The 14,965-nt window shown below is 63.8% G+C and carries 19 protein-coding genes; 3 read left to right on the top strand and 16 right to left on the bottom strand.

Going from position 1 to position 14,965, the window contains the following annotated elements:
* The first annotated feature begins 5 nt into the window (after positions 1 to 5).
* Positions 6 to 740: a YggS family pyridoxal phosphate-dependent enzyme gene (locus tag K663_RS00095; protein WP_062112562.1), complete on the top strand. Its 735-nt coding sequence runs from the start codon at positions 6 to 8 to the stop codon at positions 738 to 740.
* On the opposite strand, the gene K663_RS00090 is transcribed toward K663_RS00095, so the two are convergent.
* Together K663_RS00090 and pdeM are read right to left on the bottom strand one after the other, a co-directional pair.
* On the bottom strand, positions 718 to 3,489 hold the full coding sequence (locus K663_RS00090) for a TonB-dependent receptor (RefSeq protein ID WP_062112558.1): 2,772 nt from the start codon (positions 3,487 to 3,489) through the stop codon (positions 718 to 720). The two genes, K663_RS00095 and K663_RS00090, sit on opposite strands and share 23 nt — an antisense overlap.
* Positions 3,490 to 3,677: 188 nt before the next feature.
* Positions 3,678 to 4,337: a ligase-associated DNA damage response endonuclease PdeM gene (gene pdeM, locus K663_RS00085; protein WP_062112555.1), complete on the bottom strand. Its 660-nt coding sequence runs from the start codon at positions 4,335 to 4,337 to the stop codon at positions 3,678 to 3,680.
* Between the two features lie 65 nt (positions 4,338 to 4,402).
* On the opposite strand from pdeM, the gene trhO reads away from it, so the two are divergent.
* Positions 4,403 to 5,203: an oxygen-dependent tRNA uridine(34) hydroxylase TrhO gene (gene trhO, locus K663_RS00080; protein ID WP_145902186.1), complete on the top strand. Its 801-nt coding sequence runs from the start codon at positions 4,403 to 4,405 to the stop codon at positions 5,201 to 5,203.
* Positions 5,204 to 5,368: 165 nt separating this feature from the next.
* On the opposite strand, the gene K663_RS00075 is transcribed toward trhO, so the two are convergent.
* From K663_RS00075 to K663_RS00065, 3 genes are read right to left on the bottom strand one after another with little or no spacing between them, the layout of a single operon-like run.
* On the bottom strand, positions 5,369 to 6,079 hold the full coding sequence (locus K663_RS00075) for a M48 family metallopeptidase (protein WP_062120028.1): 711 nt from the start codon (positions 6,077 to 6,079) through the stop codon (positions 5,369 to 5,371).
* Positions 6,060 to 6,485, bottom strand: coding sequence for a YcgN family cysteine cluster protein (locus tag K663_RS00070; RefSeq protein WP_062112549.1), 426 nt, complete (start codon positions 6,483 to 6,485; stop codon positions 6,060 to 6,062). The genes K663_RS00075 and K663_RS00070 overlap by 20 nt, the downstream gene beginning before the upstream one ends.
* A 3-nt stretch (positions 6,486 to 6,488) precedes the next feature.
* Positions 6,489 to 7,145 (bottom strand): SCO family protein, encoded by a 657-nt coding sequence (locus K663_RS00065; protein WP_201026653.1) that lies wholly within the window; start codon positions 7,143 to 7,145, stop codon positions 6,489 to 6,491.
* Positions 7,146 to 7,191: 46 nt separating this feature from the next.
* On the opposite strand from K663_RS00065, the gene K663_RS00060 reads away from it, so the two are divergent.
* On the top strand, positions 7,192 to 7,815 hold the full coding sequence (locus K663_RS00060) for an ankyrin repeat domain-containing protein (RefSeq protein ID WP_235589470.1): 624 nt from the start codon (positions 7,192 to 7,194) through the stop codon (positions 7,813 to 7,815).
* 42 nt (positions 7,816 to 7,857) lie between these two features.
* Here the strand turns inward: K663_RS00060 and K663_RS00055 are convergent, their stop codons facing one another.
* The 11 genes from K663_RS00055 to K663_RS00005 form a co-directional block, all read right to left on the bottom strand.
* Positions 7,858 to 8,364, bottom strand: a complete 507-nt coding sequence (locus K663_RS00055) for an MmcB family DNA repair protein (RefSeq protein ID WP_062112545.1) — start codon at positions 8,362 to 8,364, stop codon at positions 7,858 to 7,860.
* A 91-nt stretch (positions 8,365 to 8,455) separates the two neighbouring features.
* Positions 8,456 to 9,100 (bottom strand): cell wall hydrolase, encoded by a 645-nt coding sequence (locus K663_RS00050; RefSeq protein WP_062112543.1) that lies wholly within the window; start codon positions 9,098 to 9,100, stop codon positions 8,456 to 8,458.
* 193 nt (positions 9,101 to 9,293) lie between these two features.
* Complete coding sequence (locus tag K663_RS00045; RefSeq protein WP_201026652.1) at positions 9,294 to 9,632, bottom strand: DUF1491 family protein; 339 nt, start codon at positions 9,630 to 9,632, stop codon at positions 9,294 to 9,296.
* The gene (locus tag K663_RS00040; RefSeq protein WP_062112540.1) at positions 9,622 to 10,119 is read right to left on the bottom strand and encodes a PaaI family thioesterase; all 498 of its coding nucleotides are present in this window, start codon (positions 10,117 to 10,119) and stop codon (positions 9,622 to 9,624) included. The genes K663_RS00045 and K663_RS00040 overlap by 11 nt, the downstream gene beginning before the upstream one ends.
* Positions 10,079 to 10,546, bottom strand: coding sequence for a PTS sugar transporter subunit IIA (locus tag K663_RS00035; protein ID WP_062120018.1), 468 nt, complete (start codon positions 10,544 to 10,546; stop codon positions 10,079 to 10,081). The genes K663_RS00040 and K663_RS00035 overlap by 41 nt, the downstream gene beginning before the upstream one ends.
* A gap of 136 nt (positions 10,547 to 10,682) precedes the next feature.
* On the bottom strand, positions 10,683 to 11,276 hold the full coding sequence (gene hpf / locus K663_RS00030; RefSeq protein ID WP_062112536.1) for a ribosome hibernation-promoting factor, HPF/YfiA family: 594 nt from the start codon (positions 11,274 to 11,276) through the stop codon (positions 10,683 to 10,685).
* Between the two features lie 82 nt (positions 11,277 to 11,358).
* A complete protein-coding gene (dnaQ, locus tag K663_RS00025) occupies positions 11,359 to 12,051 on the bottom strand; it encodes a DNA polymerase III subunit epsilon (protein WP_062112532.1) in 693 nt (230 codons plus the stop codon).
* Between the two features lie 33 nt (positions 12,052 to 12,084).
* Positions 12,085 to 12,678 carry a dephospho-CoA kinase gene (gene coaE, locus K663_RS00020; RefSeq protein ID WP_062112529.1) on the bottom strand — a complete coding sequence of 198 codons (594 nt, stop codon included), beginning with the start codon at positions 12,676 to 12,678 and terminating at the stop codon, positions 12,085 to 12,087.
* Positions 12,679 to 12,682: 4 nt separating this feature from the next.
* Positions 12,683 to 13,519, bottom strand: coding sequence for a shikimate dehydrogenase family protein (locus K663_RS00015; protein WP_062112526.1), 837 nt, complete (start codon positions 13,517 to 13,519; stop codon positions 12,683 to 12,685).
* Entirely contained in the window at positions 13,516 to 14,109 is a 594-nt protein-coding gene (locus tag K663_RS00010) for a Maf family protein (RefSeq protein ID WP_062112523.1), read from the bottom strand. The genes K663_RS00015 and K663_RS00010 overlap by 4 nt, the downstream gene beginning before the upstream one ends.
* Positions 14,106 to 14,933, bottom strand: a complete 828-nt coding sequence (locus K663_RS00005) for a pyruvate, water dikinase regulatory protein (protein WP_062112520.1) — start codon at positions 14,931 to 14,933, stop codon at positions 14,106 to 14,108. The genes K663_RS00010 and K663_RS00005 overlap by 4 nt, the downstream gene beginning before the upstream one ends.
* Positions 14,934 to 14,965 lie beyond the last annotated feature (32 nt).

The raw sequence follows: 14,965 nt of genomic DNA, 5'->3' as shown, positions 1-14,965 counted from the left end.
CCGCCATGACGACCGAAAGCATCGAAGCCGCAGAGCGCCTGAACGCCGTGCGCGAAACCATGGGGCGCGCCGCGCGCCTGACCGGCCGCACAGCCAGCGACATCAACCTGATCGCCGTCTCGAAAACGCAGGACGCCGCCGCGATCCGCCCGCTGATCGCCGCCGGGCAACGGGTGTTCGGCGAAAACCGGGTTCAGGAAGCGCAGGGCAAATGGCCCGAATTGCGCGCCAAAACGCCCGAGATCATGCTGCATCTCGTCGGCCAGCTGCAATCGAACAAGGCGGCAGACGCCGTTGCATTGTTCGACGTCATCCACTCGCTCGACCGCCCGTCCCTGCTCACCGCGCTGGCCAAGGCGATGGATGCGGCGGGAAAGCGCCTCCCCTGCTTCATTCAGGTCAATATCGGCGCGGAGGAACAAAAGGGTGGCTGCGCCATCGCTGACACCCCGGCCCTGCTGCGCGCCGCGCGCGACGCCGACATTCCCGTCGCGGGCCTGATGTGCGTGCCCCCAGCCGATGTGGAGCCAGCCCCTTATTTCGCGCTGCTGGCAAAGATCGCCCGCGAAGAAGGCGTCGACCGCCTGTCCATGGGCATGTCGGGCGATTTCGAAACGGCGATCATGCTGGGCGCGACCGATATCCGCGTGGGCACCGCCCTTTTTGGGGAACGGCCAGTGCCCGCCCGCTCGCTTCCAGCAAGCGGGCGGGGCATGATCAGAAACTCCCGCGCAACGTAATACCGTATGTCCGCGGTTCGGCCAGATAGGCGGAGATCAGCTGGTTCGCCATCGGCGCGCCCAGCGCGAACTGGCCGGTCGTCGATGTTGCCGGGCTGCTCGATTGCAGGGGGCTGCTGAAGGCGACCTGCGTATAATCCTGATTGAAGATATTCTGGCCCCAGAATTCCACCGCCCAGCGCTGCTGCGGCCCGCGAATGCCGACCCGCGCGTTGAACACGGCAAAGCCGTCCTGCCGCTTTTCGGGGAACAGGTCCGACCCGGTGTTGAAGTCGCTGGTCATGCGCCCGTCGATGTAGAACAGCGCCGACAGCCCGCCGGTGCCCAGCTCCGGCGTCCAGGATGCGCTGACGGTCGTCACCACTTCGGGCGCCTGCGAATTGATCGACCCGGGCAACAGGAACAGCGCCGGATCCAGCGGCACCGCGCCGCTGCTGCTGCCGACCAGCCGGTTGGCGAACTTCGCCCGTGCATAGGTAAACCCGCCCGCCACGCGGACATTGCGCGCCGGCGTCGCCGCCAGTTCCAGTTCCACGCCCTGACTGATCAGCCCCGGCCCGACATCGTCGCTGGCGCAGGTCCGGCTTGCCGACAACGCGCCGTCACAGCCATTGATGTTCTGCACGACGAAGCTGGTGCCGTTGAAGGTGTTCAACTGGAAATTCTTGAACTCCTGCCGGAACGCCGCGATGTTGGCGCTCCATTTGGGCTGGGTATATTTCAGGCCGATCTCGAACGCATCGACCTTTTCCGCGGCAAAGCGCAGGCTGGTCACATCGCCATTGCTTCGCGGCGAAAAGACCGCCGGAACCGGGTTCAGCCCGGTCGATCCCAGCTGGAAACGGTCGAGATTATAGCCCCCCGCCTTATAGCCCTTTGAATAGCTGCCATAGACCAGCAGTTCGTCCACCGGCTTCCACGAAAGGACCGCCGTGCCGGACAACTCCCCGTCGCTTATCCGGTCGTTCAGATCGAGCGCGTTGAGGCCGGTCGAACTGTTGCCGAGGCACCCGAGCGTCAGGATACCGCCTGCCAGCGCCGCCGCGCTGCCCAGCACCGGGTTGGTGGCCAGCGTCGGCAGGCTCGATGCCTGCAACGCCGCGCAGGTCGCATTATTATTATTGAAGTCAGCGGAAAACCGCTTGCTTTCATGCGTGTAGCGCAGCCCCAGCGTCAGATCGACCTGCTTGGTGATGTGAATGATATTGTGGGTAAAGAGCGCCCAATTCTCGCTCTTCTGACGATAGACGGAAGAAACGTCGCCCGATCCGGCCGGAATGGCCGCCAGCGCGCTGAGCCCATTGCCCAGCCCGGTCGAAATCGCTGCGGCCTGCAACGCGGGAACCCCGGCATTGACCAGACCGGCATTCAACTGCGCCTGCGTCCCCATAATCAGCGCCTGCGTCGCCAGTCCGCTGCCGCATGCCGCCAACTGCTGCGCGGTAAGGTTGCTGTTCGCCCCTGCCCCCGCCATCAGTCGGCAGGCGGCGAAACGGCCATAGTCCGCGCCAAAGACGATATTGTCCTCCAGCGTCAGCTTCTCATGCGCATAATAACCGCCGACCAGCCAGTCGAGCACCTCATTGAACGCCGAACCCTGCGCGCGCAGCTCCTGCGTGAAGGTGCGGAACTGCCGATAGGTGTTGGGATCGCGATACAGCAGGTCCGCGCCGCTATAGTCGTAATCACCATAATCCTGGCTCTTGTAATCGCGATAGGCGGTGATGCTGGTCAGCTTCGTCCCGCCAAGGTCGTAATTCACCTCACCGGAAATGCCCCAATCCTTGACCTTGCTGACATAGTCGCGCCCCGGCGTGATGGTCAGGTTGCGGTCATAGGGATCGGTCGGGAAAACGCTGCCTTGCCCGGCAAGAATCGCCGCGATGCGATTGAAGGGCGCGGTGCTGTACCCGCCGCCCGCGACCGGCAGCCGCTCGCGCGTTTCGATATAGGCCGCGCCGCAACAGCTTTCGTCGCGATTGGTATAATCGCCGATCAGCCGGATCGACAGCGCATCATTGGGTTCGAACAGAGCCTGTCCGCGCACGAAATAGCGATCGCGGTCGTTGGTTTCCCCAACCTTGTCGCCGCTAGCATCGACCAGGTCGAAAAAGCCGTCGCGCTTTGACCATACGCCGTCCAGGCTGAGCGCCAGCTTGTCGCTGACCGGGCCGGTAATCCGCCCCGCCAGCCGCCAATAATCATAATTGCCGTAAGTGATCTCGGCCTTGCCCCCCAGATCGAACTCGGGCGCCTTGCTGACGACGTTGATAAGGCCCGCCGACGCATTGCGGCCGAACAGCGTGCCCTGCGGCCCGCGCAGCACTTCGACCCGCTCGATCTCGCCCAGTTCGTTGAGCCCCGCGCCCGTGCGCGAGCGATAGACCCCGTCGATGAACACGGCAACGGAGCTTTCCAGCCCCGGATTGTCACCCACCGTGCCGATGCCGCGTATGCGCGCCGAAGCATTCGCCTCCGATCCGGTCGACGATACCAGCAGGGACGGCGCAAGCTGGTTCAAGGTGCGGATGTCGCTGGCACCACTATTCTGCATCGCCTGGGCGGTCACCGCCGAAACCGCGATCGGCACGTCCGACAGCGGACTAGCGCGGCGCGTCGCGGTGACGATGATGACATTTTCGCCGTCCGCGACGTCCTGCACAGCGGTTTCCTGCGCCTGAACATGGGAGATGGAACCAGCCAGCGCGACCACGCCAGCGGACAACAGCCAAAGATTTTTCTTACTCATTGGACCCTTTCCTCTCCTGCAGCGCGTGGTTTTCCCACATCAACTTTCGGAGTGCGATTATGCTGGCACAGACAGCCAAAGGCAAGCGAACCCAGCCTTTCCAAGCCTTTGCGCACCAACGGCTGACCGATTCCAACCCCCTGTGATTTAGCAGCAACAGTTTAATGTCGCGTTTCCCTAGCGTCGGCTTAATTCAGCGGAAAACGCAGCATCCTGTCGGCTACAGGGACCATCGCCATCGCGCCGGGCCCAACCACGCGCCGAATCTCCCCATGTCCCGCATCCAGCCCCCCGGTCAGCGCTCCCAGAGCAGGCAGAATCAGTTTGGAGGATGACCCGACGAAGCAGCGGCGTGACACATGACGGCCACGCAGCGACAGGCGCAACTTGGGATGGAAATGCCCCGAAATCTCTGGCCGGGGGTCCGCCGGATCGGCTTCATGCCGCAACCAGACGCCATCGACCTCCGCCTCCGCCATGCGCCGCCCGCCCGGCATCTGCGCCATACCCGCATCATGATTGCCCGTGATCCAGATCCAGTCCAGCCGCGCCGTCAGCGCCGACAGCCTTTCACGCGCCCCTGTGGGCAGCCGCGCCGCCCCATCGGCGTCGTGGAAACTGTCGCCCAGCGACCAGACGGATCGCGCGCCCGTCCGCCGCACCAGCGTCTCGATCATGTCCAGCGTCGCCTGGCTGTCATGCGGCGGCAGGAACTGGCCGAAACGGCCGAACCAGCTTGCCTTCTCAAAATGCAGGTCGGCAACCAGCAGCGCCGACCGGGCGGGCCAGAACAGCGCCGCTTCCGGCAATGCCAGAAACTCGTGACCCGCGAACGAAAAGGGAACCATGTCCCGCCTATGCGCGCTCGGGCGCGGCCTTTCAAGAGGGCGGTGAAGCCGCTATGGGGCGCGGCATGGCCCCGCCCTTCACCATCGCCGCGCTCTATCGCTTCGCCGCATTCGCCGACCCGGAGGGCATTGCCGCGCGCTTGCGCGAACTCTGCGTTCAACTCGGCACCTGCGGGACGCTGATCCTGGCGAAGGAAGGCATCAACGGCACTGTGGCTGGCAGCGATCGGGCCATCGCCACCCTTATCGATCATATCCGCGCCCTGCCGGGCTGCGCCGATCTCGACGTCAAATATGCAACCGCCTCGGAGGCGCCCTTCGCTCGCATGAAGGTGAAGGTAAAGCCGGAGATCGTGACGCTGGGCGCGGGAGAGCTTGATCCCGCGACGCAGGCAGGCCGCCATCTCGACCCGGCCGAATGGAACGCCCTGATCGCCGATCCCGACACGATCGTGATCGACACCCGCAACGCGTACGAAGTGTCAGTCGGCAGCTTCGAAGGCGCGATTGACCCCGGCACCCGCTCCTTCCGCGACTTTCCGGCCTGGTTCGACGATTTCGCCGCCCACTTGCGTGATGAAGGGCGCAAACCCCGCATCGCGATGTTCTGTACCGGTGGCATCCGTTGCGAAAAATCGACGGCGCTGGTGCGCTCGCGCGGCTTTGACGACGTCTATCATCTGCGCGGCGGCATCCTGCGCTATCTGGAGGAAATGCCGGAAGACCAGAGCCGTTGGCAGGGCGATTGCTACGTCTTTGACGAGCGGGTCGCCGTGGGCCACGGTCTCGCACCCGGCAACCATGTCATCTGCCGCACCTGTGGCCTCGCCCATCGCCAGGACGCAGCTCATGATTGCGCGGCCTGAACGCCCGACGCTCGTGCGATATTAGGCGGTATCGACATTCAGATGCTGGCGAGCCGAAAACGGTGGTTTTCCGCGACCCGAAGCGCAGCATACTAGAAGTACGTGAGCATCGGAAGCGAGGGAAATCGCCGTTTGCAGGCCGCCGGGGCTGAATGTCGATACCGCCTAGACGATATAGCGGTGCAGGGCCGCACCATGTTCGCGCAGCCACGCCCGCGCCGGCCGGGGATCCTCCCCCAATATCCGGGCATGGGCCGCGTGAAAGGCCGGGCTGTGATCCATATGCAGCAGATGGGCTAGTTCATGCGCCACCGTCGCGCGCCGGATATGTGGCGGACACAGGATCAGCCGCCAGCTATAGCGGATCGCACCGCTCGACGCGCAACTGGCCCAGCGGCTGCGCGGATCGCCTATGCCCACCGACGCCACTTCCAGCCCATTGTCGCGCGCCATGGCGTGACTTTCCGTTTCCAGCACGGCCCTGGCCCGCGCCTTCAGCCAGCGCAGCACGCGCGGTCCGACGGACTCGGGTGGGCCGCCCAGCACCATCCGGTCACCGTCCAGCCGGATCGCGCGGGGTGCGCCAGCCATCCAGCACAGCTGCACCTCGCGTCCCTCCAGCGGGAAAAGCGCGCCGTCGCCCAGCATCACCAGCGCGGGCTGGGCGGCCATCTGCGATCGCACCCACCCTTCATGCCCCTGCGCCCATCCCAGCGCACGATTGAGGTTCGCCTTTGCAGGCAGCGACAGCCGCAATTCCCTGCGCGTATGATCCATCGACAGCCGATAGGCCTTCGCCCCCGGTGAACGGCGCACCCGCACCGGAACGGCAACGCCGTCTATGACGATGACGTTTTCAGAGTTCCCGGTCGACAAGATGATGTTCCCAATCGCCCGCATCCGCTTCCGCAATGGTCCAGCCGCGCACCGATTCCTTCGCCCGGTGCACCGCTTCCCGATCGCCGCTGATCAGATAATGCCATGACGGCAGCGGCTTGCCCTCCCCCCGCAGCCGATAGGCGCAGGTGCGCGGAAGCCAGCTAATCGTCTTCACCTTCTGCGGCGTCAGGCGCACGCAATCGGGCACAAAGCTGCGCCGTTTCTTATAGTTGGTGCATTGGCCGCTATGCCGGTCGAGCAGGCGGCAGGCGACGTTGGTCGGATAGATACGTCCCGTATCCTCATCTTCCGCCTTGTGCAGGCAGCATTTGCCGCAGCCATCGCACAGCGCTTCCCACTCAGCGCGGTCCAGCTTGTCGAGTGGCTTTTCCCAGAAGTCCAAGCGTCACTTGACCCATTTTTCAAGGAAGGCGAGTACCTTGTCCGGCGCGCCCTCGTCCTGGTCCGCCGTTCCCGGATCATCCACGGGCACCAGCGCGACCGGCTGTCCGTCCGGTCCGAACAGATAGGGCGTGCGGCTGTGGCTGACCAGATAATCGCTGCTTCCTTGCGCCTTCTCCCTGTTGAAGATGACGACGAAATCCTTGGCCACCTTCGCAATCTCGTCGGGCGACCCGGTCAGCCCGATCAGGCGCGGGTGGAAAGCGGCGACATAGGTCTTCAGCACCGCTGGCGTATCCCGCTCTGGATCGACGGTGATGAAGATCGGCTGCACCTTCGCCGCGCGTCCCGCGTCAGCCTTCTCGAACTGCGTGAACGCCTGCATGATGCGTTGCAGGTCGACCGGGCAGACATCGGGGCAGTAGCTGTAGCCGAAATAGACCAGCCGGTACTTTCCCTTGAAATCGTCCCACGCCACCTTTTCCCCATCCTGGTTCGTCAGGGTGAAGGACGCGCCGATCCGCGCGCCTGCCAGGTCGCCGGGCGCGTTCTGGGCATCGCTTGATGCGTTGTCGCCCGCACCCATATTGCAGGCGACCAGCAGGGCGGTGAACGGCAGGATGACGGAGCGGAGCGCTTTGTTCATGGCGTGGCCAGCCATGCCCTGCTATGGGCGATTTTGCAAATGCCAACGGGGCTTATCGACGATGACAAGAGGTTTTCCGACTTGGATGGGCGCGGGCCGCGCCGCTGCCATGGCGCTCGCGCTGCTGACTCCGGTTGCGGCGCAGGCGCAATTTTCCGACGGCTATAATTTCCTGAAGGCGGTGAAGGACGCCGATGGGCAAAAGGTCACCGACCTCGTCCAGAAGCCCGGATCGACCGTCATCAACAGCCGGGATGTCACCAGCGGGGAAACCGCCCTGCACATCGTCATCGCCCGCCGCGACAATACATGGCTGTCCTTCCTCCTGGCCAAGGGCGCAAATCCCGACCTGGCGGACAACCGGGGCAACACCCCCCTCATGAATGCCGTGCAGGCGCGGTTCGAGGATGGGGTGCGCACGTTGCTGGCTGGCGGTGCGCAGATCGACAAGGCGAACGGCAGTGGCGAAACGCCGCTGATCCGCGCGGTGCAGCTGCGTGACGTAGGCCTGACGCGCCTGCTGATCGGGCAAGGCGCCAATGCCGACAAGCGCGACACCATCGCCGGCATGTCCGCGCGCGACTATGCGCAACGGGAATCCCGCACGCCCGGTCTGGTCGAAGCCGTGACCGCAGCGAAAAGCAAGCCCGCTCCCTCAGGTCCGGTGCAAGGCCCGGTTTTCTAGAAAACGCACTGGCGTGGGGCGGGGCGCTGGATCAGCGCGCCGTCACCAGCCCAGTTCAGCTGCATGATCCGGGTCGGCCAGCGCCGTCAGCCGCCGCGCCGCGCGCCGGGCAAAGCGCAGGGTCTCCGCCTTGCGCCGCGCCGCCGCCAGCGGTTCGACCGGTGCCGGACGCAGCAATTCGGCATCATATTGGTCGGCGACGATCAACCCCGTCCGCGCTGGCCATAACGCTTCGCTGTCGAACAGCGACAGGTCGAATCCCGATGGAACGGCCCAGAAGAAGCGGTCGCAATAGTCCAGATAGTCCGGCCATTTCATGTCGCCGAGCAGGTCCGCGCGACTGCACTTGATCTCGACAATCGTGATGCGCCCCGCACTGTCGAGCGCCATGATGTCGGCCCGGCGGCCATTTGGCAGCGGCACTTCCAATATGCCGCTCATGTCATGGCGAAAGAACAGCCGCAACGTGCCACGAGCCACCGCCAGCGCAGTGCCATCGGTCAGGGGCGAACAGCCTTCCGCGGCGGATGGAGAGGAACTGTGCATCATCCCCCATGATAGAACAGGTGGGGAACAAAAGAAAAGGCCGGTTCAGGATTATCTGAACCGGCCCGCTGTCCTGATAGGTGCGACCCGAGGATCAGCGATAGAAGATATGATTGTCGATCGCGGCGAGCTGGCGCTTGCCCCAGCTGGGCGAAACGCGGCGAGCGTGGAAGAACAAAGCGCCTTCGGCTTGGCTGTCCCAGGCGTCCTTCATGGCGATCTGCGCGATTGCCACCGCGCGGCGCCAGCTTTCGCTGCCCATGCGAATCGTTGGCATGCTGCCCCCACGCACGAAGCTGAACTGACCCGGCTGATAGACCACGCCGCAAAGGCTGTTGGCGAAACGCCCCGACTTCGCACGATTGATGATGACGCGGGCGACGGCAAGCTGGCCCTCCAGGCTCTCACCCTTCGATTCGAAATAAACCGCACCGGCAAGGCACCGCATATCGCCTTCGAGCGTTTCAGCATCACCATGGGCGCTAACAAGGGCGGAAAGATTATCAGCACGTACATCGGCGCTGTCGGAAGAAACCAGCGGCTGCGCGACTTCGCGCGGAGCGGCGAAAACAACAGCGGGCTTGGCGACCGCCGGAACCTGGTCAGGCTCTTGATTACCCGAAAGGGTAACGACCGAAGGAGCAGCCTCGCTGGCGCTCGACATATCGGCCGCAGTAACCGCCGCAGTGGCGGACAGAGCAAATGCCGCTGTGATCGCGGCCTTCAAACGAAGACTCATTATAACTCAAAAACGTGCGGTTCTTGGCCGGGGACGTCGGGTTAAAAAACCCCAAATTCACAAACGACGTCTGGCCGCCCCCCGTCTGCGTGTTTACCTCCCCCGCCCCCCACGGGCGAATTTGGCAACCTGCGCGTTAAGCGTGGGGGGGCCAGTGCCCGCGCGCGAACACAGAGTCAATCTTTAGGACAGATTAACAGATCGTTTCAGCGGCGAACCGTTCCGCATCCACGATATCGAGTTCGACTATCCACAGATCGGGGTCCGATCGTCGTCTGCGCGCAATATATTGCGCCAGCGACTCCGCCCCCTCCTCTGGCGATGGTCCGCAGCGCAGCAGCTCATAGCCGCCAGAGAGGGTCGAAACCCGCTCATACAGGCCCTTTCGCTCGCCTCTCTCGGCCGCTTCGATCAATATGACCCCGCTGATTTCATCGCCTTTCGCCAGCACCGTGGCAAAGCCCCCGGCTGCTGCAGTCCGCCGGATCAGGACGCCGACCAGCATCGCGCTGGTCAGCCGGTCAACCGGCATAACCGGGCAGGGAAGACAGGGGGAATTGTGATCGCATGAAAGTGCCGGTGCCCCGGCCAACCTCTTCGCCTTCCATGTCGATCAGGCTTGCTTCGGCGACGAATACCCGCCGCTTGCCGCTGATCCACCGGCCCTCGGCGCGGATTCGGCCGGGGCCGATCGGTCGCGTGAACAGCAAATTGAAGGCCGTGGTCAGCAAAAACCGGTCACTCACCAGGCTGTTCGCCGCATAAAAGGCAGCGTCGTCCATCATCTTGAAATAAACGGTTCCATGCACCGCACCAGCGGCATGGAACTGTTCCTCCCCCACATCGAATTCGATGATCGAACGGCCCGCCTCGGGAATCGTCAACTCGGAACGGAAAAGCCGGTTGATCGGCGCAGACCGGTACAGGTTTTCGAGCGCCCGGAAATGCGCCGCCTCGCCGCTGGGCGAAGACGGCGTCTCAGGCTGCGTCACGCGATTCGCCACCGGCCAGCAGCGCATGCAGCGCCTCGGTCGAATTTGCGCCCCGCAACCGGGCGACATTAGCGTCATCGCGCAGATAGCGGGACACGCGGGCCAATGTCTTGAGATGCTCCGCACCGCTATCGACCGGCGACAACAGCCCGAAGACGATATCCACCGGCGCTTCGTCCACTGCATCGAACATGATCGGCGGATCTAGCAGGACCACGACTCCGCTCATCCGTTCCAGGCCGGGTATCTTGGCATGGGGTATGGCAACCCCGCCGCCAAATCCGGTCGAACCCAGCCGTTCCCGTTCGAACAGCGCTTCCGACACCACGTCCGCGTCGAGGCGATAAGCAGCCGCAGCCAGTTGGGCGATCTTCTGGAAAAGAGGCTTCTTGCCATTGACTGAAAGGCCCGTTGCGAGCGCGCCGGGCGCAACAATATCGTTGAAATGAACCATGACCAACCTGGAACAGCCGAGGCGCGCCATGCCCCAAAAAATCGCGCGTCGCCGGGGAATAAAGCCCGGCCCCATAGGCTGCCTGCTGCTCTAGGTCAACTGGCACCCTGGGGCCGTAGCCTGTGTCAGTACCCTGTCAGCCGCGTGGTTCCACCCAGCCGATCGTCCCGTCATGACGGCGATAGACCATATTGTACGCGGATGTCCCGGCATTCAGGAACAGCAGCGCATTGGTGTTGCGCAGGTCCAGCATCATCACCGCGTCCGACACGCTGGCTTCGGGAATATCGACCCGCGTTTCAGCGACGATCAGGGGCGCATCGGCCGGTTCCTCCTCCTCCGGCGACGACGCGAAGATGGTGTAGCCCGCCCCATCCATCCCGTTGAGGTCATAGCCATTGGCGCGCTGTGCCTCTGCAGCCGCTGCCTGCGAATGGCGGTCCTTCAGGCGGCGCATGTAGCGTCGCAACTGCCGCTCGATCTTTTCCGCCGCCTGGTCGAAGGCGGGATGCGCTTCCTGCGCCTCGCCCGCTCCCTTCAGGATCAGGCCGGTCATGACATGACAGACGATATCGCAATGGAAAGCCCCATGGGGCGCAGGCCGGAATGTGACCTGGGCGGAAATCGTGCGAGCGAAATATTTCTCGGCCATCGCCTCCAGCCGGGCCCACACATGCTCCTTGAGCGCGTCGCCCGTATCGACCTGATGTCCGGAAACACGAATATCCATATGCCTTCTCCTTGTTCTTGCCGGGCTGCGGGAAGCAGTCCGGTTGGCGTGAAGCATGAAGGGCAGGACATCGTCCCCGCCTTCAGGCCTCTTCCAGCCAGAGCGGCTTTTCCAGCGTCGCGACGAACGCTGCATGCCGTTCCAGCTCTGCCGCGCTGGCAGTGAAAAGCCGCGCGGGACGAACAGGGCGAACCGCGATACCAGCCGCAAGTTCCGCCCGAATGGCGTCATTCTCCTCCTCTCGTGCAAGACCAAGGCCGATCTGACGGCCGCCGGTCAGTTCGATGTAAAGCTGGGCCAGCAGTTCGGCGTCGAGCAGCGCCCCATGCTTGATGCGGTGGCTGCGGTCGATGCCATAGCGGCTGCACAGCGCGTCCAGGCTGTGTTTGGCGCCCGGATGCAGCTGGCGCGCGATCGTCACCGTGTCGATCATCCGTTCCATCGACACTTCGGACCGGCCGCACAGCTTCAGTTCGTGGTTGAGGAAGCCGAAATCGAACCGCGCATTATGCGCGACCAGATGGCTGTCCTCCAGAAAGTCGAGCAGTTCCTCGACCCCTGCCGAAAAAAGCGGTTTGTCCTTGAGGAATATGTCGGACAGCCCGTGAATCGCCTCGGCGGCGGAGGGCATGGCGCGCTGGGGATTATAGTAAGCGTGGAATGTCCGCCCCGTGGGCACTCGGTTGAAAAGTTCAATGCAACCGATCTCCACCAGCCGGTCGCCAGACGCGGGGTCGAACCCTGTTGTTTCGGTATCGAAAATAATCTCGCGCATTGCCCTCTTCAACCGACTCTGCCGGACTTGTTCTTATCGGCCTGTCTTCGCGCCAAGGCAAGCGACCAAGCGTCTTACCTGGGCCCGCGTATTGGCGAAAGTGGTCCCGCTATTGATGATATAGTCAGCCCGCCGCCGCTTTTCAGCATCCGGCGTCTGCAAGCGCAGGATTCTGCGGAATTTGGCCGGAGTCATGCCCTCTCGCCTCAGCACCCGCTTGCGCTGTTTCCAGGCAGGCGCGGTCACGACGATGACCCCGTCCAGCATGCGCTCGCCATGCTTTTCATAGAGCAGCGGGATATCGAGCACGACAAAGGCGCGGGACCGGTGGCGGCGCAGGAACGCGATCCGTTCTTCCCAGACGGCGGGATGGACGATCGCCTCCAGCGCCTTCAACTCCTGCGGGTGGGCAAACACCGCCGCGCCCAGTTTCGGGCGATCGACGCCCCTGGGTCCGGTCGTGCCCGGAAAGCGCGCCTCGATCGCGGGCAACAGCCTGCCGCCCGGCCCTTGCAACCGATGCACGGCGGCGTCCGCGTCAAACACGGGAACGCCCTCCCGCTGCAACATGGCGGCTACGGCGGACTTCCCCATGCCGATCGAACCGGTCAGGCCATAGATCTTCATCGCTTCACGCCGCCAGCAGCAAGGCCCGCAATTCCTCGTCCCGGTCGCGCGGCGCCTCCGCGTCAAAGAATATGTCGAAGGCCAGCGCAGCCTGCCCGATCAGCATCTCCAGCCCGTCCAGCGCCTTCAAACCTCGCGCCCCCGCAGCCTTGAGCAATCCGGTCTCCAGCGGCGCATAGACGATGTCATAGACCGTCGCATTCTGGGCCAGCGGCGCAAGATCAATGTCCAGCACCGGCTGACCCACCATGCCCAGCGAACTGGTGTTGACCAGCAGGTCTGCGGCGGGAAGGGGGTCTGCCATCCCGATGACGCGCCCCTTCACCTTCGCCCGGTCGAGCAGCGCCTGCCCCTTGGCCGGGTCGCGCACCATGACCGTGATATCCGGAACGCCCAGGCTGGTAAGGGCAAAGAGTATGGCGCGCGCAGCACCGCCCGCGCCGACCAGCACGGCACTCTCGCCCTTCCACTTGTCGCGCAGCAGCGGCTGCAGGAAACCGCCCGCATCGGTATTGGTCCCGATCAATGGCCCGCCGGTTTCGCTGGCGATCGTGTTCATCGCCCCGATCCGCTCGCGCACGCCGCCCGGATCGTCGGTATAGTCCATCACCGCGATCTTGTGCGGTATGGTGACGTTGCATCCCAGCCAGTCGGGATCAGCGCGCCGCTCAAGGAAATAGGCGGACAATCCCTCGCTCGTCACATGCGTCTTGCGATATTCGGCCTCGATACCCAGGCAATCGAGCCAGAAATTATGGATCAGCGGCGATTTGCTGTGCGCGATCGGATCGCCGATCACTTCGGCATAGGGGATGGGGGCATAGGGGAGCTTGTCGGTCATGCTGGCAGAACGCCCCGGATACGCAGAAAGTCAAGCAGCGGCAGCAACGGAAGCCCCTGAATCGCAAACTGGCTACCCTCGACCTTCGCGAACAACTGCGCGCCCGGCCCCTCGATCCGATAGCATCCGACGCACCATTGGCATTGGTCCCAATCCTGATCGAGATAGGCGTCGATAAACGCGTCCGACAGCGGCCGCACCGTCATCCGCACCCGTTCGACATGCCGCCAGATCGGCTCGCCGTTCAGCACAATCACCGCCGCGCTGTGCAGATGATGCACCCGGCCCGACAGCAAGCGCAGGATACGCGCGGCATCCTCCCGATCCACCGCCTTGTCGACCATCGACCCATCGTCCAGGCTCAGCGTCTGGTCACAGCCCAGCACCAGCCCGCCCGGCACGCGCCGCGATACCCGCAGCGCCTTCAACTCCGCCAGCGCATCGGCCAGCGCCCGCGCGTCCAGCCCGTCGGCCCGCAACGCTTCCTTGGCCGCTTCCTCGTCCACGCCCGGCGACAGCGCCTCGAACGGCACGCCCGCCGCGCCCAGCAGCGCACGGCGGCTCGCGCTTTGCGATGCCAGCACGATCATGCGTCACTCCCTTCCGCCAGAACGCGGTCGTTGAACAGGTTGATGATGGCCGCCGCCGCTTCCTCGATCGACCGCCGGGTCATGTCGATCACCGGCCAGCCATTGTCGGCGAACATGCGCCGGGCAAAGGCCAGCTCCTCCTGCACCTTGTCCGGATTGACATAGCTGGTCTCCGGCGCCTGGTTGAGCGAGAGCAGGCGGTTTCGGCGGACCTGCACCAACCGTTCGGGACTGACCGTCAGGCCAACCACCATCGGATGCTTCAATGCAAACAGGCTGCGCGGCGGAGGGGACTGCACGACCAGCGGGATGTTCGCCGTCTTGTACCCGCGATTGGCAAGATAGATGGACGTCGGCGTCTTGGACGCACGCGACACGCCCGCCAGGACGATGTCGGCTTCCTCCCAATTTTCATGACCCACGCCGTCATCATGGGCGATGGTGAACTGGATCGCCTCGATCCGGGCGAAATAGGCTTCGTCCAATATATGTTTGCGGCCCGGCCGGTTGCGGGTTTCCTGCCCCAATATGTTGGACAGCGCGTCCGTCACGCTGTCCAGCGCCGCGACATGGGGCAGGCCCAACGCCCGGCACCGGGTTTCCAGCCGCCGGCGCAACTGGTGATTGGACAGGGTGAACAGCACTAGTCCCGGATTGGCGGCAATCTCCTCCATGATCCGGTCCAGATGAAGATCGGACCTGACCATGGGCCAGAAATGCCTTACTGCCTCGACATTCTCAAATGCGCCAATGGCCGCCTTGGCGATGTTCTCCAGGGTTTCGCCGGTGGAGTCCGACAGCAGATGCAGGTGGATACGCGACATGACGCATATCTCTGTGTGGAGCCTGTGGATAA

Origin of the sequence: Sphingobium sp. MI1205 (genome assembly GCF_001563285.1) — a bacterium.
GTDB lineage: Bacteria > Pseudomonadota > Alphaproteobacteria > Sphingomonadales > Sphingomonadaceae > Sphingobium.
Note: the sequence above shows the minus strand (reverse complement) of the source record. Positions and strands in the feature narration are given on the sequence as shown.

What these genes read in the sequence shown, in the direction of transcription:
- K663_RS00090 (WP_062112558.1), bottom strand. Translation starts at nt 3,489, where the DNA reads ATGAGTAAGAAAAATCTTTGGCTGTTGTCCGCTGGCGTGGTCGCGCTG.
- K663_RS00060 (WP_235589470.1), top strand. Translation starts at nt 7,192, where the DNA reads ATGACAAGAGGTTTTCCGACTTGGATGGGCGCGGGCCGCGCCGCTGCC.
- K663_RS00015 (WP_062112526.1), bottom strand. Translation starts at nt 13,519, where the DNA reads ATGACCGACAAGCTCCCCTATGCCCCCATCCCCTATGCCGAAGTGATC.
- K663_RS00055 (WP_062112545.1), bottom strand. Translation starts at nt 8,364, where the DNA reads ATGATGCACAGTTCCTCTCCATCCGCCGCGGAAGGCTGTTCGCCCCTG.
- coaE (WP_062112529.1), bottom strand. Translation starts at nt 12,678, where the DNA reads ATGAAGATCTATGGCCTGACCGGTTCGATCGGCATGGGGAAGTCCGCC.
- trhO (WP_145902186.1), top strand. Translation starts at nt 4,403, where the DNA reads ATGGCCCCGCCCTTCACCATCGCCGCGCTCTATCGCTTCGCCGCATTC.
- K663_RS00095 (WP_062112562.1), top strand. Translation starts at nt 6, where the DNA reads ATGACGACCGAAAGCATCGAAGCCGCAGAGCGCCTGAACGCCGTGCGC.
- hpf (WP_062112536.1), bottom strand. Translation starts at nt 11,276, where the DNA reads ATGGATATTCGTGTTTCCGGACATCAGGTCGATACGGGCGACGCGCTC.
- K663_RS00065 (WP_201026653.1), bottom strand. Translation starts at nt 7,145, where the DNA reads ATGGCTGGCCACGCCATGAACAAAGCGCTCCGCTCCGTCATCCTGCCG.
- K663_RS00050 (WP_062112543.1), bottom strand. Translation starts at nt 9,100, where the DNA reads ATGAGTCTTCGTTTGAAGGCCGCGATCACAGCGGCATTTGCTCTGTCC.
- K663_RS00040 (WP_062112540.1), bottom strand. Translation starts at nt 10,119, where the DNA reads ATGCGCTGCTGGCCGGTGGCGAATCGCGTGACGCAGCCTGAGACGCCG.
- K663_RS00005 (WP_062112520.1), bottom strand. Translation starts at nt 14,933, where the DNA reads ATGTCGCGTATCCACCTGCATCTGCTGTCGGACTCCACCGGCGAAACC.
- K663_RS00010 (WP_062112523.1), bottom strand. Translation starts at nt 14,109, where the DNA reads ATGATCGTGCTGGCATCGCAAAGCGCGAGCCGCCGTGCGCTGCTGGGC.
- K663_RS00045 (WP_201026652.1), bottom strand. Translation starts at nt 9,632, where the DNA reads ATGCCGGTTGACCGGCTGACCAGCGCGATGCTGGTCGGCGTCCTGATC.
- pdeM (WP_062112555.1), bottom strand. Translation starts at nt 4,337, where the DNA reads ATGGTTCCCTTTTCGTTCGCGGGTCACGAGTTTCTGGCATTGCCGGAA.
- dnaQ (WP_062112532.1), bottom strand. Translation starts at nt 12,051, where the DNA reads ATGCGCGAGATTATTTTCGATACCGAAACAACAGGGTTCGACCCCGCG.
- K663_RS00035 (WP_062120018.1), bottom strand. Translation starts at nt 10,546, where the DNA reads ATGGTTCATTTCAACGATATTGTTGCGCCCGGCGCGCTCGCAACGGGC.